We start from the raw sequence: 14,498 nt of genomic DNA, 5'->3' as shown, positions 1-14,498 counted from the left end.
AAGCTCCTTTTATGCGAGGCATTAATGATAGGTTAAGTATGCGCCGCCATGTCATGACGTTCAAGCCCGAGCCAATCGGTTTTTCCACTGCGAAACTTGTATTCAGGGGAGTGGCGCGATGATTTTAGCTTGCGTTTCTAGTCGACCATCGTTATCATTAACGGTGGTATACCAACTCATTTTATATTCAAAAAATGATTAGCTAATCAATTGAACAGATTTGAACGCGTTGGAGTTGCATATTCGCAACACCTCGATCGCGGTGAAAATCTGGCAAGAGATTGGCTATTTTTTATGCCAAAAATTTGGGGGATCAACATGAATCAATCAAGCTCAAAACAAGCGCAACGCGGCCAGTTGACGGCTTTGAAGCCAGGGGCTAATGGTAGCGAAACAACGGCGGTTAGTGTGGCCGCGGCACCAGAAGTGATGGCCCTACTGAATGAGCCGCAGCTGATAACAGTGTTAAAACTGATCATCAGTGAAGTCGCACCCTTGGATCAGGCCAGGAATGTGATTGAAGGCTTACCATTATTAAAGGCATTTCTAGATGGACCGCAGCTGGGCGGAACAATTTCGACTCGCACCACGCTTGCTTTTGCCACCGACAATCTTCATCGGCTCGTGGCAGCCCAGAAACAACGATTAACCAAAGGCATCGCGCGTGAGCTGGCTGCTAAGGCGACAGCCCAGCAAGAGCACGAAACGGCGCTTCAGGTTGAGCTAGAGGAACTCATGTTTAATCGGTTGGGTCATAAAACGCTGCGCCTCGACGCCATCCGCGTGGATGCCTCTCAGCAGTATCTAATCTATGATGCAGATTCGCCTGAGTTCACGGCGTTTCACTTTCAAGGGGCGCCACTTGATTTTGGTGCTCTGCTTGATGAGCAAGTGATGACGCCTTATCGTGAACATTTAAGCGCGTATAAGCGCTATCAAGACTATAAAAATGATTTCGAGCAGGCCCGCAGCTTCGCGCAGTACCAAATGGCGCAGCACGCACCGGCGGCAACCAGTAAACCAAATCTGAACGAGTACCTGCAAGATTTTTACCGGGAATGGAACGCTGGCCCTGATGGTCGGTTCGGTGCTTGGTTTGCGCAAATCAGCGACGTTCGGTTGCGGGCGAATTGGTACGAACTGGCGCAAAAAGAACCTGCTGACGCGACCCTGACCAGTTTTTATGAAGAATTAGACGAAACTAAAATCTATCATGACGGGGGCTCGCTTGGCACGCTGTTGGTGGATCGTCGACGCCAGCTAGCAACAGAGTTGGCAACGATTGAAACCAACTCGGCCGTCCACCCACTGATGGCAGCCTACCCGGAGCTCAGCGCCTCTGCCTTGGTCGAACATTATTTTGAGCCTTTGCAGGAGGAGAAATTGCTGCTCTGGTATCAAATGCGCACTTTGCATGAACGGTTGCGCGAAGCGGGTCGGTTAGGGCTGAACCTCATGCCAGCAGCACTGCAACAGGGCGAAAACCGGGTGAGTTTCTATACAGGGCTGATTGAGGCGCTTGAGGCCGGCCGGGCGGTTTCGTGGCAAGGCTTGCTGACGTGGATTCAAACCGATCAAGGCCGACGAGAATTGCCGAGCCTTAGCCAAGACGAGCCGCGGCACTTCGATGACCGGGAACGTGTCCAGCAATGTCGCCAATCCTGGTTAACCGGATGGCATTGTCCGGAGTTGGTGAGCGAGTTTTCGCCAGCAGGGGTTGAGGGCTTTAAGGAGCAGATTGAGGCCATGACGCAGGCGGCTACTGCGATCGCCAGCCCGGAGGCCACATTTGACCTAGTGGCAGAGGCTCAGGCCAAAATTCTGTCACTGCTTGCCTCGTTAGATGATTAGCCATGATCCCGATCATGAATCCACTGATTATGACCGAATCAGCCAAAGCTTAAGCCAGATTTGCGGTGCCCGATAAGGTGCCGCCTTTTTGTTGCTGCGGTTAATTTTCGTGGCGCCAGACTGCCGGCTCGACTGTGACTAGCAGCTTGGATGACCGACCATTAGGCTGGACTAGGGTGTGAATGGGACTAGTCGAATTTGCTTGTGAGCTCACAGAAAAAGACCTCATCATCGGCATGATGAGGTCCGAAAGTGGTGCCATTCCACTGATTTTGCTTCCCCGTGAGGCCGCTGCCATTCTGGGGTGACATTTTTTCAGTCGAAAGGGTCCGGGTCTATCAACCAGAGCCATAAAACTGCACTGTAGGATTTTTCCGCGAGTGAAAGACTAGGAGATAATATGCTCTCTGATACACTGATTGATGGCAGTCAGACGTTGGGTCGGCATGACTCGGTCGGGCAGTCGATTATAATACTTCACAAAAGCGTCGATGCTGGTGAAGCCCTCTGGTTCCGTAGCGAATTGGCCAAGCTCATCCAGGTGGTGATTCAAATCAACAATGGCGTTGGATTCACCATGCGGGTAAACATAAATCACAAAGCCATGCAGGTAAGGCGGAATCTTAAGATGTTGACTCAATAAGTCGTGCAACTGCTTTTTGGCTGTCCGTACCTGTTCAGTCGGATTGCTGTATCCGTGGCGCACCGTTAACGGCCGGTTTCCGTGGGCAATCAACGTATAAGGGACGGTTTGCTTCAACCTGCGAATCTCTGGTGGCAGAGCGGCTTCGACGAGCGGCCAGAATCTCTCACACTCAATTTTGAGCTGTTCATTGCAAACCTGGTGGTAAACCGTACCCGCCCAGTACTTCGTTTCGAGCATGAAAACTCCGCGGCGACTCGTGATGAGATGATCAATCTGCCGCACTGGCCCATTTGTGATGGGATGAAAGAACACATTGGCGAAAATCGTGATTCTGTCTTCCGAATTGACGACAGAGAGCCCTTTTAGGCGCTGATAGGTGAGATATTCACCACGGTTCGTGTAAGGCCGCTCCGCCATCAGCTTGCACCTCCTTTCTCGGTCGCCAACCTGATCTCGCTTCAACTATTCTGCTTGCAGAACGGTCGGTCCTTGGCCATCGCCGTACCAAGTGACACTAGCAGTGCTAGGGGTCAGTTCAGCTAATTTACCGGCGAGGGAATCAAAATCGATGGTCACGCTATCACCCGGGCGATATTTCAACGTGTTGTTTCTGATGTCCCAAAGTGCGTTCACTGCATCAGGCTCAAGCGTCGTGCCCATCAGTTTCGAAATTTGGCTAAGCGTCGATTGGTCGAGGTAGACGCCTTTGATCGTATCTTCAGTTCCTTCCCAACCTGTCATATGGATATAAAGATGATTGGTGAGTAGCTCACGGACATTAATGGCTTTAGGTTTGGGCATCTGCGCAAAGTCCTTGTTGATTTCGACACCGAATCCTGAGCTATCGTAGACGGATAGGTTTGCATGGTAGCCAGGTTTATCAAAACCCAAATCTTCATTACTGCCCGCAGAAGGATTGACCGTGAGATCATCTAAGTCGCTGGCCACGTTATCTAGCGCAGCTTTTTGTTCTCCGGTCAGGGCAATACCAGAATCGTAGTAAGTTTCAAACATATCCGGAAAACCAAGGCGCCCGAAAGAGGAGTAGCCATCAACCGTCTGCTTCTCGTTGGGAATTTTCTCCGCAGTTTCTTTGACCTTAATAATCGCCAGTACTGTCGCGGGATCAGCACCTTCTTGTTTTGCCAGGTAGGTGGCAATATTAGTCAGAAGCGTCGGTTTGTCCCAGTCCACGACTGGATGGTCTTCCGTCCCCACCAGTGACAGGGTAATGCCTTTGAAAATGGCCTTAGTTTTTTTCTGTTGGGCTTTTTCTTCAGCAGTCAGCTTTTTTGCTTTTTGACTCGCTGCTTTTGCATGTTTGGTTTGTGTTTTGTTTTTGACGCTGCTTTTAGATGCTGAAGAAGTGCCACTTTTTTTGCCTGCACAGCCGCTTAACATGAAGATGGCGCTCATCAACGCCAAGGCACTGATGAGAAGATGCCAAGTACTTTTTTTCATCGTGTGACTCGCTTTCTCTGGTATTGAATTGGCAGATGCTGGGTCTTTGTTCAAGTCAGAACCGATGGCTTGACTTGCCTCATCCCAGTTGATCCGCCATGAGCTTGATGTTACTGCACGTCACTCATGTCTTCTTCATTCAGGCGCTTCATATATAGGCTGTTGTCAGTCTTATCTGCGTTGGCTTCGAGCGCCTGTTCAATAACCTGCTGAACCGCGATAATATCCGCCTTGTTGAAGAACGGGACGCTTAGCGCGTAGGCAGTACCACTTTTTTCGATGAATAATTTGGTCAGGATGCCATTGGCAAACATCACCACCCCGATCACGGCTAGAATGATGCCTAACAGTGGCGAACTTGGCAGGGTGAAGATACCAAGAATGGCTAAGATGGCGCCCCAGAAGAACCGGCTGGCCTTGTAGGCCGTGGAGATTGATGCGCCCGAGATGTTATTGAGTGGAATCGTTTGCTTGTTCTGGCCGGCAGGAATGATGCCGAGCATGGTATTTTGCTCGGTAATGTGCACACCGCGGTAGTCGACTGAGATGCGCCCTTTGATGAAGAACAGAAAGACGCTGGCCGAGAACTCTTTATCGATCCATGAGCCATTGCGACTCTTTTTGACATTAACGACGGTGTTACCGTTCTGATTAATTTCTGGCATAATTACTTCCTCCAAGTGGTTTGATGAGTGAAATTAGGCAACAAAAAACCGGCCGATGAATAAGATTTCTAGAGGTTCAACAGGGTCTGTTACGAATATGCAACTCCTGTTTCCTTCTATTTATCTTAGTAGCCGGCCGGCTATCTTTTTTGATGAATAAGCATATTGATATATCGCCATTATCTTACTACAAAACTTTGCGAAGCAAAAGCATTTTATGGAAATATTTTTTCGCTAATTTGAGGGCAGTCATCTGCGACTGGTGATGAGCTAGCAAGGCCTCACAACATTTGTCTGAGGCTTAGCGTTGGCTACCAGTTAATCGGTCAGGGGTATTCCGATTAACGCATCACAGACCTGTGCTGGCGCTAACTTTTGATCAGAAGGGCTGGATTCGCATCGAGCTAGCCCCTAAGTTATAATGAAGCTTGCATAGCGCCGTGATTCGGCGCTGTTTTCATGAGCAGCCTGAGTGGTGACCGCTAGCTGCCCTCTCAATTCAAGTTTGCTCACCGAGAGCATGGAAACCCTTGGGATGAAAAGGAGTAATTTGCATGGCGAATATTCAATGGTTCCCCGGCCACATGGCTAAGGCGCGCAACCAAGTCCAAGAAAAACTGAAGCAAGTCGACCTAGTACTAGAAATTGTCGATGCGCGGGTGCCAGAAGCGAGCCGCAACCCGATGATGAATCAGATTGTCGGCCAAAAACCGCGGATCATGGTTTTAAATAAGAAGGATTTGGCTGATCCGAATAAAACCGCGCAATGGCTGGCATACTACCGGGCGCAAGGGGATGAAGCCATCGCGATTGACGCCCAGCATGCCAAGCGTCTCAATCAGATTCCACAACTGGCGCGGCAAATGATGGCCGCCAAAATAGAAAAGCAGAAGTCACGAGGCATTCGCAATCCGTCGCTGCGGGCGATGTGTATCGGTATCCCCAACGTGGGCAAATCGACGGTTCTTAATCGCCTGGTCAAGAAAAACATTGCGGTGGTCGGCAACCGTCCCGGTGTCACTAAAAATCAGCAATGGCTGAAAGCCGACGACACGCTGATGCTGCTGGACACCCCAGGGATTTTGTGGCCGAAATTCGAAGATGAGCTGGTTGGCGAGAAGCTGGCCTTGACTGGCGCGATTGCCGACACGGTGTTCCAAGAAGACGGGGTGGGGCTATTCGGCTTGACCTTCTTCCAGCGCGCTTATCCGGCGGCGTTGAAGCGGGCTTACCACCTGAATGACGAAGAAATGGCGCTGACGCCGGCCGATTTAATGGTGGTGTTGAGTCAAAAAATGGGCTTCGGTGAAACCTTCAACCGAGCGGCAGAACGGCTGATTTTCGATGCCCGGCAAGGCAAATTAGGCGCGTTCACGCTGGAAGTACCAGGTGATTTTGATGGCCACGCTGAGTGAATTAAAACAGCAGCTAGCGCAAGCCCCGACTGAGGCCTTGCTGGCAGCGCTGGCCGCCGATTCGCGGGTGGGCGCCCAAAATCTGCTCGCCCAATATGAACGCCGCCAGGCCGAGGCTGAAGCTGAAGCCGCCGATTTGGACTATCGCCGCCGTTATGAACGAGAGTTGTGGCCGCAGTATCCTCATATCGCTGGCATCGATGAAGTCGGGCGCGGGCCATTAGCCGGCCCAGTGGTCACTTGCGCGGTGATTTTACCCCATGATTGCGCGCTGCCGGTGAATGACTCGAAACAGCTCACCGCCCATGAACGTGAGCGGCTGTATCCGTTGATTATGTCTCAGGCTTTGGCAGTTAGCCTTGGCGTGGCGGACAATCATATGATTGATCGCGAAAACATTTATCATGCCACCGAACTGGCCATGGGGGAGGCAGCGACGCATTTGCGGGTGGCGCCAGACTTTTTACTGGTGGACGCCATGCACGTCCCAGTCCCGGTACCGCAGCGCAAACTGATTCACGGGGACGCCAATAGCATCAGCATCGCCGCTGCCAGCATTGTGGCCAAAGTGGTGCGTGATCGCCTGATGACGATGTATGACCAAATCTATCCAGGCTATGATTTGAAAGACAACAAAGGCTATGGCACGCAAAAACACTTGGCGGGTCTGGCCGAATATGGTGTGACTAAAATTCACCGCATGAGTTTTAGCCCGGTGCGAGAAGCTGCCAAACATTAAGTCGCGCATTGCGCGGCTTTTTTCGTAATCTAATGTTGCAGGGGGTGCGACATGGATTTACGTGAATTGGTTTACGTGTGGCATTTGGCGATGCATACCAAGGCTTGGCGACATGAGAATGAATTGTGGGCAGAAATCGAACGTCGCCAACTAAAGCTCAGTGATTCGGTCAAAACCGTGGCCGATTGGGGTCCGCTGGTGGCCATTCAGCCTTTTGTCCATGATGTCGCGTGGTTTCAACAAGCGCGGGAGAGCTATCGGGCGGTGCCAGTGTTGACGCGCTTTGATGCGAGCTATCCGCCGCGGCTGGCCGAAAGTAATCAGCCGCCGCTGGTCTTGTTTTATCGCGGGCGGCCAAGCCTGCTGCCGCGGCTAACGCTGGCGGTGGTTGGCGCGCGGACCGCTACGCGCTACACGCGCCAGGCGCTGGAACGGCTGGCCAATGAACTGCCGCCACTGGCAATTGTCAGTGGCTTGGCGGCTGGGGCTGACACGTTTGCTTTGGAGATGGCCTTGAGTCACGGTTGGCCGACGATAGCGGTCATTGCTAATGGCATGGACCGGGTTTATCCGGCGAGCAATCTTGAACTGCAGGCGCGGATTGCCGAGGAAGGCTTGCTACTTTCAGAGTATCCAGCCGAAGTTTGGCCGGCGCCGTATCGTTTCGTGGCCCGCAATCGCATCATTGCCGGGCTGGCGCATGGGGTGTTGGTCACCGAGGCCGCGCGGAAAAGTGGCAGTTTGATTACGGCCAATTATGCCCTGCAGAATAATCGGGAAGTCTTTGCGCTGCCGAATCGGATGGGCGAGGCGCTCGGGACCGGCACGAATGAGCTACTTCAAGTCGGTGCCAAATTGGTGCAATCCGGCGCTGATATTATGGAAGAGTTGCAGTTTTTCCCCTAGACAGGCATAGTTAAAGCAAGGCTAGCGGATGAGGTCATCCGCCGTTTTTTTGCCAAGGCCGGGTTTAGGCACTTGTCGATCCCCGCCGGCTTTATTTGACAAACATAAAATGTATAGAATATGATAGCTGTTGTTTTTGGGCAGCTGCCCAATGAAAGGGGGGCGCACATGACCGCCAAGAATTTGGTCATCGTGGAATCGCCAGCTAAAGCTAAAACTATTGAGAAATATCTAGGGCGCAATTATAAGGTGGTTGCGAGTCTGGGGCACATTCGGGATCTACCGAAGAGTCAGATGGGCATCGACTTTGAGCACAACTATGAACCCAAGTATATTTCGATTCGCGGCAAAGGCGATGTGATCAAGGAGCTCAAGAAGAACGCCAAGAAAGCGGATCACATCTACCTGGCGGCTGACCCGGACCGTGAAGGGGAAGCCATCGCGTGGCATGTGAGCCATATTTTGAATCTTGATCCTAAAGATAAAAACCGCGTCGTCTTCAATGAAATCACGAAAGATGCCGTCAAAAATGCGTTCAAGACGCCGCGTAGCATTGACATGAATTTGGTGGATGCGCAGCAGGCACGCCGAATTTTGGACCGTTTGGTGGGTTATTCCATCAGTCCACTGCTTTGGGCGAAGGTCAAAAAAGGCCTGAGTGCCGGCCGCGTGCAGTCGGTGGCACTGAAGCTGATCATCGACCGCGAAAATGAAATTCGTAATTTTAAACCAGAAGAATACTGGAGCTTGGATGCCGAATTCAAAAAAGGCGCCAGCAAAAAGTTCGCGGCCAGTTTCTATGGCCTGAACGGCAAGAAAATGGCTCTGCCGAACAATGATAAGGTGCAAGAAGTCCTGCGCGGCATCAACAAGAAGCAGCCATTTACCATTACCAATGTGGTGAAGAAGGAACGCAAACGGTTCCCAGCCCCGCCATTTACCACCAGTTCCCTGCAGCAGGAAGCCAACCGGAAGCTCGGGTTCCCGACCCGTAAAACCATGATGCTGGCCCAGCAGTTGTATGAAGGCATCAACTTAGGCGGTAAGCTCGGGACGGTCGGGCTCATCACCTATATGCGGACGGACTCAACGCGTGTGTCCAATGTCGCCAAAACCGAAACCTCGCACTTCATCCATGAAGCCTATGGTGAAGCTTACGCGGCTGTGAAAATCCGCCAGGGCAAGCTTCAAGAAGGCGCCCAAGACGCCCATGAAGCGATTCGTCCTACCAGCACGATGCGGACGCCAGAGCAAATGGAAAAGGTGCTGAACAAGGACCAGATGAAACTTTACCGTTTGATCTGGAGCCGGTTTGTCGCCAGCGAAATGACACCGGCGGTGATCAACACGGTGCAGGTTACCCTCGAACAAAACGGTGCGACCTTCCGTGCCAACGGGAGTCAGACCAAATTCGCTGGCTTCACCAAGCTCTATGTCTCCAGCCGCGATGAAGAAGCCAAGGATAACCTGTTGCCAGAGCTAGCCATCGGGGATGAAGCCACCCTGGTCAAAACCGACCCGGCGCAGCACTTTACCCAGCCACCGGCCCGCTATTCAGAAGCGAACTTGGTCAAGGCCTTGGAAGAAAATGGCGTCGGGCGGCCAAGTACCTATGCGCCAACCATCGAAACCATTAAGAAGCGGTACTACGTTAAAATGACCGCCCGCCGTTTCGAACCGACGGAATTAGGCGAGATTGTCAATGACCTGATCAATGAATTTTTCCCTGACATCGTGAACATCAAATTCACTGCCACGGTTGAATCCGAGCTTGATAGCATTGAAACCGGCAAAACGGATTGGGTCAAGGTTATCGATCAGTTCTACCAGCCTTTTGCCAAAGAAGTGGAATCCGCTGAAAAAGGCATTGAGAAGGTGCAAATCAAAGACGAACCTGCTGGCTTTGACTGTGACATCTGCGGCGCCCCAATGGTGATCAAGCTGGGCCGCTTCGGCAAGTTCTACGCCTGCTCGCGGTTCCCAGAATGTCGCAACACCAAGGCCATCGTCAAAGAAATCGGCGTCATTTGTCCGAAGTGTGGCAAAGGCCAAGTGGTCGAACGTAAATCCAAGCGCAATCGCACCTTCTACGGCTGCTCGCGCTACCCAGATTGTGATTTTGTTTCCTGGGATAAACCCGTCGGCCGCGATTGCCCGAAGTGCGGGCATTTCTTGGTCGAAAAGCGCAGCCGCGGTAAGGTCCAAATCGTCTGCCCAAATGGTGACTACAAAGAAGAAACTGTGAAGGCCTAGTCGCGCGGCGACCAAGCTGGTGCAACGAACGCCGCGCAATGCGGCGTTTTTTTGAAAAGGCAGTGAACGAAGGCGCACTTAGCTAATCACTCAAGCGTTGCCTTCGTGAGCGCAACTGGAGCAGGCTGCGGCGCTAGGCGCTTTGAGCCTGAAACAAACGACTATTTTTTCTCATGACCTACTCAAGGAGGAATTCTCATGCCAACAGTCAACGTTGTCGGGGCCGGGCTAGCCGGCAGTGAAGCGGCATGGCAGATTGCCAAGCGCGGGGTGGACGTCAAGCTCTACGAAATGCGGCCGCAAACTTCAACGCCGGCGCATCATACGGCGCAATTTGCTGAGCTGGTATGTACGAACTCGCTGCGGGCGAATGCCGTCACCAATGCCGTGGGCCTGCTGAAAGAGGAAATGCGCCGGCTAGATTCAATTATTATGAGCAGCGCAGATGCTAACGCCGTGCCGGCTGGCGGGGCCTTGGCCGTCGATCGCGACCCGTTCAGTGCTGAAATCACGGCCAAACTGCGCCAGCATCCCCGCATCCAGGTGATGCCAGAGGAATGTGAGACTTTCCCTGAAGGCATCACCGTGGTGGCAACCGGGCCGCTGACCGCGCCGACTTTGGCGGGCCAAATTGCGGCACTGAATGGCGAGGAAGGCTTGCACTTTTTCGATGCCGCGGCCCCCATTATTGACGCGGCTTCAATCAATACCGAGATTGCCTTTAAGCAGTCGCGTTATGATAATGGCGAGGCGGCTTACTACAATTGCCCGATGAATCGCGATGAATTTTACGCGTTCCAGGATGCCTTGCTGCATGCGGAAGTCGCTGAGGGGCATGAATTCGAAAATCTGAAGGTCTTTGAAGGTTGCATGCCGGTCGAAGTGATGGCTCAGCGTGGCAGCCGCACCTTGCTGTTTGGCCCGCTCAAACCGGTAGGCATCATCGATCCGCGCACCGGCAAGCAGCCGTTTGCCGTGGTGCAGCTGCGCCAAGACAATGCAGCGGCGTCACTTTATAACATGGTGGGCTTCCAAACGCATCTCAAATGGGGCGAGCAAAAGCGCGTGTTCCGCATGATTCCTGGCTTGGAAAACGCCGAAATCGTGCGCTATGGCGTCATGCATCGCAATACGTACATGAATTCGCCACTGGTCCTGAGCGCCACTTATGAGAGTCGCAAGCAGGATGGCCTGTTTTTCGCCGGGCAAATGACCGGCGTGGAGGGTTACGTGGAATCAGCCGGTAGCGGGTTAATTGCTGGCATCAATGCCGCCCGGAAAGCCTTAGGGCAGCCGCTGGTGGCCTTCCCCGCGGAAACCGCGATTGGGGCAATGGCCCATTACATCACGCATACCAGCCCTCGGCATTTTCAACCGATGAATGCGAACTTTGGCATTATGCCTACGCTGGACGTTCCTATCAAAAACAAACTCGCCCGTAATCAGGCCTACGCCGATCGCGCTTTGGCGGCTTTACCGCTAGACGCATAACCGCGCAGTTCTAGGCAGACCATCCCTCAAGCTGAGGTCATGGTCTGCCTTTTTTGGTCCTTGCGGCTCGGCTTTTAACAGCTGCGCCATTGTGATACCGTAAGGCTAGGAGGTGAGCGGATGGCTGAGGAAACCGAATTTTTGCAGTACTTGGCTGTGGAACGGCACTATTCGCCGGAAACCCAAAAGGCCTACCAAGAAGACATCAACGATTTTCGCCAGTTTCTGACGACCAGTGGCAGCTTCAAAGGCTTTGCCAAAGTCGATCGCCTTGATGTCCAAACTTACCTGTCGGCGCTGGCGGACCGCAACTTGGCGCGCAGCTCGGTGGCGCGAAAAATGAGCAGTTTGCGTAGTTTCTACCGGTATCTGATTCGCGTTGGTCAAGCGCAAGTGGATCCGTTTGAACTCGTGGAAACTCGCAAGTCGCATCACCATCTGCCCAGCTTTTTCTACGAAGCCGAGATTCAGGAGTTGTTCACTACGGTAGCAGGCAACCAGCCGCTTGATTTGCGCAACAGCGCTTTGCTGGAAGTGTTGTATGGCACGGGTATCCGGGTATCTGAGTGTGCCAACTTGACGCTGGCGCAAATCGATTTTGACCTTGAAGTGATGCTGATTCACGGCAAGGGCAACAAGGATCGTTATGTCCCTTTTGGATCGTATGCCAAAACCGCGTTGCAGCGGTATCTCAAAACGGCGCGGCCAACGCTGATAGCGAAAGTTGCGACCCATCAGCGGGTGTTTGTGAACCAACATGGCCGGCCACTTACGGCGCGGGGGATTGAGTACATTCTCGATCAGTTGATCAAGCAAACCAGCCTCACCGCCGATATTCATCCCCACATGCTGCGGCACAGCTTCGCGACGCACATGCTTAACCACGGCGCGGATTTGCGCACAGTGCAGGAGCTGCTGGGGCATGCGAGCCTGTCGACGACCCAGATTTACACCCACATGACCACCGACCATTTGAAAAGTGATTACATGAAGTATTTTCCCAAGCACAATTAGCACTTAACCGATTTCAGTGCTAATAATCAGTCAAAAGACCGATGCCGGCTAGCATTCAGACCGGTACACTACAAGGTATTCTCAAGCAGTCGCACGTTAGTAAAGGAGCACATACTTATGACAACAATTGCAGCAGTGCGTAAAAATGGCCACACCGCCATCGCCGGTGACGGCCAAGTGACGTTAGGCGAAAAAGTGATCATGAAAGGCAACGCGCAGAAAATTCGGCGCATCTATAACGGCCAAGTCGTGATTGGTTTTGCCGGCGGCGTGGCGGATGCCATCACCTTGGAAGACTGGTTGGAAAAGAAGCTGGAAACTCATGCTGGTAATCTTCGCCGCTCTGCGGTGGCGCTCGCCCAAGACTGGCGCAAAGACCCAACCTTGCAGAAGCTGCAGGCCGAGTTGATTGCCATGGACAAGGACGATTTGTTACTGATTTCGGGGCAAGGCGAAGTGATTGAACCGGACCAAGATGTCGTGGCAATCGGCTCAGGCGGCAATTACGCCCAGGCCGCCGCAATTGCGATGCTACGGCATACGCAAATGAGCGCGGAGAATATCGCTAAGGAGGCGATCGAAATCGCCTCAAACATCGATATTTTTACCAACCAAAATATTCGCGTCGAAAGTTTCTAAGGAGGGCCCGCTATGTCAGTGAAAACACCAAAAGAAATTGTGGCTCAGCTCGATCAATATGTCATTGGGCAAGATGAAGCCAAGCGCGCCGTGGCGGTGGCCTTATACAACCGGCACCGCCGAATGGAACTGCCAGAGCAGATGCAGCAAGATATCACGCCAAAGAACCTGCTGATGATTGGGCCAACCGGGGTGGGGAAAACTGAAATTGCCCGCCGGCTGGCCAAAGTCGTCAACGCCCCGTTTGTCAAAGTCGAAGCGACTAAGTTCACCGAAGTCGGTTATGTCGGTCGGGATGTAGAGTCCATGGTGCGCGACCTTGCTGACGTTGCGGTAGCGATGGAAGAAGCGCAGGCCTTTGCCGCCGTCCGCGGCCGCGCCCAGCGCCAAGCCGATAAGCGCCTGGTCCGTTTGCTGGTGCCGGCAATCAAGAAAGAAAAGAAAAACACCAATCCGATGGCCGATATGATGAGCATGCTGCAAAACATGCAAAACGGTCAGATGCCGCAGCCGCAGCAGGAAGATGGTGAGCTCACCGATGAAATTCGCAACCAGCGCCTGACTGTAGCTGAGCAGCTTGAGCAAGGCTTGCTGGAAGACCGGGAAATCACCGTTGCCGTCGAGGATGAGAAAAAAGGTAACGGCATGGGCGATATGTACGGCCAAATGGGCATCGACCTTTCCGACATGATGGGGTCCATGATGCCCAAGAAGAAAGTACAGCGCACGATGACCGTGAAAGAAGCGCGAGAAGTCTTCATTCGCGAGGAAAGTAGTAAGCTGGTCAACCACGCGGATATCTACCACAACGCGATTCGCCAAGCCGAGGACAACGGGATTATTTTCATCGATGAAATTGACAAAATCGCTGCCGGCAACAAGCAATCCGCCGGGGAGGTTTCCCGTGAAGGGGTGCAGCGCGACATTTTGCCGATTGTTGAAGGCTCACAAGTGTCCACCAAGTATGGTCCGCTGAACACCGAGCATGTCCTGTTCATCGGCTCCGGGGCGTTTGCCACAGCCAAGCCTTCCGATTTGATCGCCGAGCTGCAAGGGCGTTTCCCGATTCGGGTGGAGCTGAAGGATCTGACCAAGGATGACTTTGTGCGGATCTTGACCGAGCCCGACAATGCGCTGGTGAAGCAGTACATGGCGCTGATTGGGACTGATGGCGTGAAAATCACCTTCACCCAAGAGGCGATTGACCGCATTGCCGAAATCGCCATTGACGTCAACCGCGACACCGACAACATCGGGGCCCGGCGCCTAGCCACGATTTTGGAGAAGTTGCTGGAAGACATTTTGTACGAAGGGCCTGACATGCAAATGGGTGATATCACCATCACCGAAAAGTATGTCAATGACAAGGTTGGCGATATTGCCGCCGACAAGAACATGACGCGGTACATTTTGTAACC

The 14,498-nt window shown here is 52.7% G+C and carries 12 protein-coding genes; 9 read left to right on the top strand and 3 right to left on the bottom strand.

Annotation, left to right across the window (positions count from 1 at the left end):
• Positions 1 to 318: 318 nt before the first annotated feature.
• Positions 319 to 1,851 (top strand): hypothetical protein, encoded by a 1,533-nt coding sequence (locus JUF11_RS05425; RefSeq protein ID WP_204118699.1) that lies wholly within the window; start codon positions 319 to 321, stop codon positions 1,849 to 1,851.
• 388 nt (positions 1,852 to 2,239) lie between these two features.
• Here JUF11_RS05425 and JUF11_RS05420 read toward each other — a convergent pair whose 3' ends face one another.
• The 3 genes from JUF11_RS05420 to JUF11_RS05410 form a co-directional block, all read right to left on the bottom strand.
• Positions 2,240 to 2,914 carry a nuclease-related domain-containing protein gene (locus JUF11_RS05420; protein WP_204118698.1) on the bottom strand — a complete coding sequence of 225 codons (675 nt, stop codon included), beginning with the start codon at positions 2,912 to 2,914 and terminating at the stop codon, positions 2,240 to 2,242.
• 45 nt (positions 2,915 to 2,959) lie between these two features.
• On the bottom strand, positions 2,960 to 3,958 hold the full coding sequence (locus JUF11_RS05415; RefSeq protein ID WP_204118697.1) for a hypothetical protein: 999 nt from the start codon (positions 3,956 to 3,958) through the stop codon (positions 2,960 to 2,962).
• A 110-nt stretch (positions 3,959 to 4,068) separates the two neighbouring features.
• The gene (locus JUF11_RS05410; RefSeq protein ID WP_204118696.1) at positions 4,069 to 4,623 is read right to left on the bottom strand and encodes a hypothetical protein; all 555 of its coding nucleotides are present in this window, start codon (positions 4,621 to 4,623) and stop codon (positions 4,069 to 4,071) included.
• Between the two features lie 554 nt (positions 4,624 to 5,177).
• Here JUF11_RS05410 and ylqF point away from each other — a divergent pair.
• The 8 genes from ylqF (at position 5,178) to hslU (ending at position 14,496) form a co-directional block, all read left to right on the top strand.
• The gene (gene ylqF / locus JUF11_RS05405; RefSeq protein WP_204118695.1) at positions 5,178 to 6,038 is read left to right on the top strand and encodes a ribosome biogenesis GTPase YlqF; all 861 of its coding nucleotides are present in this window, start codon (positions 5,178 to 5,180) and stop codon (positions 6,036 to 6,038) included.
• The gene (rnhB, locus tag JUF11_RS05400) at positions 6,022 to 6,777 is read left to right on the top strand and encodes a ribonuclease HII (protein WP_204118694.1); all 756 of its coding nucleotides are present in this window, start codon (positions 6,022 to 6,024) and stop codon (positions 6,775 to 6,777) included. Before ylqF ends, rnhB begins: the two co-directional genes overlap by 17 nt.
• A gap of 51 nt (positions 6,778 to 6,828) precedes the next feature.
• Positions 6,829 to 7,683 carry a DNA-processing protein DprA gene (gene dprA, locus JUF11_RS05395; protein WP_204118693.1) on the top strand — a complete coding sequence of 285 codons (855 nt, stop codon included), beginning with the start codon at positions 6,829 to 6,831 and terminating at the stop codon, positions 7,681 to 7,683.
• A 168-nt stretch (positions 7,684 to 7,851) separates the two neighbouring features.
• Complete coding sequence (gene topA / locus JUF11_RS05390) at positions 7,852 to 9,936, top strand: type I DNA topoisomerase (RefSeq protein ID WP_204118692.1); 2,085 nt, start codon at positions 7,852 to 7,854, stop codon at positions 9,934 to 9,936.
• Positions 9,937 to 10,134: 198 nt separating this feature from the next.
• Positions 10,135 to 11,427, top strand: a complete 1,293-nt coding sequence (trmFO, locus tag JUF11_RS05385; protein WP_204118691.1) for a methylenetetrahydrofolate--tRNA-(uracil(54)-C(5))-methyltransferase (FADH(2)-oxidizing) TrmFO — start codon at positions 10,135 to 10,137, stop codon at positions 11,425 to 11,427.
• Positions 11,428 to 11,547: 120 nt separating this feature from the next.
• Positions 11,548 to 12,441 (top strand): tyrosine recombinase XerC, encoded by an 894-nt coding sequence (gene xerC / locus JUF11_RS05380; RefSeq protein WP_204118690.1) that lies wholly within the window; start codon positions 11,548 to 11,550, stop codon positions 12,439 to 12,441.
• Between the two features lie 117 nt (positions 12,442 to 12,558).
• Positions 12,559 to 13,080 (top strand): ATP-dependent protease subunit HslV, encoded by a 522-nt coding sequence (hslV, locus tag JUF11_RS05375; RefSeq protein ID WP_125578970.1) that lies wholly within the window; start codon positions 12,559 to 12,561, stop codon positions 13,078 to 13,080.
• Positions 13,081 to 13,092: 12 nt separating this feature from the next.
• Complete coding sequence (gene hslU, locus JUF11_RS05370) at positions 13,093 to 14,496, top strand: ATP-dependent protease ATPase subunit HslU (RefSeq protein WP_204118689.1); 1,404 nt, start codon at positions 13,093 to 13,095, stop codon at positions 14,494 to 14,496.
• Positions 14,497 to 14,498 lie beyond the last annotated feature (2 nt).

The sequence above is a fragment of the Lacticaseibacillus suilingensis genome (genome assembly GCF_016861845.1).
Taxonomy (GTDB): domain Bacteria; phylum Bacillota; class Bacilli; order Lactobacillales; family Lactobacillaceae; genus Lacticaseibacillus; species Lacticaseibacillus suilingensis.
The sequence above is the reverse complement of the archived record's forward strand: the minus strand, read 5'-3'. Positions and strand labels throughout refer to the sequence as shown.

Bases quoted from the DNA above. Each gene is read 5' to 3' on its own strand.
- JUF11_RS05420 (WP_204118698.1), bottom strand. From the start codon at position 2,914: ATGGCGGAGCGGCCTTACACGAACCGTGGTGAATATCTCACCTATCAG.
- JUF11_RS05415 (WP_204118697.1), bottom strand. From the start codon at position 3,958: ATGAAAAAAAGTACTTGGCATCTTCTCATCAGTGCCTTGGCGTTGATG.
- topA (WP_204118692.1), top strand. From the start codon at position 7,852: ATGACCGCCAAGAATTTGGTCATCGTGGAATCGCCAGCTAAAGCTAAA.
- xerC (WP_204118690.1), top strand. From the start codon at position 11,548: ATGGCTGAGGAAACCGAATTTTTGCAGTACTTGGCTGTGGAACGGCAC.
- ylqF (WP_204118695.1), top strand. From the start codon at position 5,178: ATGGCGAATATTCAATGGTTCCCCGGCCACATGGCTAAGGCGCGCAAC.
- trmFO (WP_204118691.1), top strand. From the start codon at position 10,135: ATGCCAACAGTCAACGTTGTCGGGGCCGGGCTAGCCGGCAGTGAAGCG.
- hslU (WP_204118689.1), top strand. From the start codon at position 13,093: ATGTCAGTGAAAACACCAAAAGAAATTGTGGCTCAGCTCGATCAATAT.
- rnhB (WP_204118694.1), top strand. From the start codon at position 6,022: ATGGCCACGCTGAGTGAATTAAAACAGCAGCTAGCGCAAGCCCCGACT.
- hslV (WP_125578970.1), top strand. From the start codon at position 12,559: ATGACAACAATTGCAGCAGTGCGTAAAAATGGCCACACCGCCATCGCC.
- dprA (WP_204118693.1), top strand. From the start codon at position 6,829: ATGGATTTACGTGAATTGGTTTACGTGTGGCATTTGGCGATGCATACC.
- JUF11_RS05425 (WP_204118699.1), top strand. From the start codon at position 319: ATGAATCAATCAAGCTCAAAACAAGCGCAACGCGGCCAGTTGACGGCT.
- JUF11_RS05410 (WP_204118696.1), bottom strand. From the start codon at position 4,623: ATGCCAGAAATTAATCAGAACGGTAACACCGTCGTTAATGTCAAAAAG.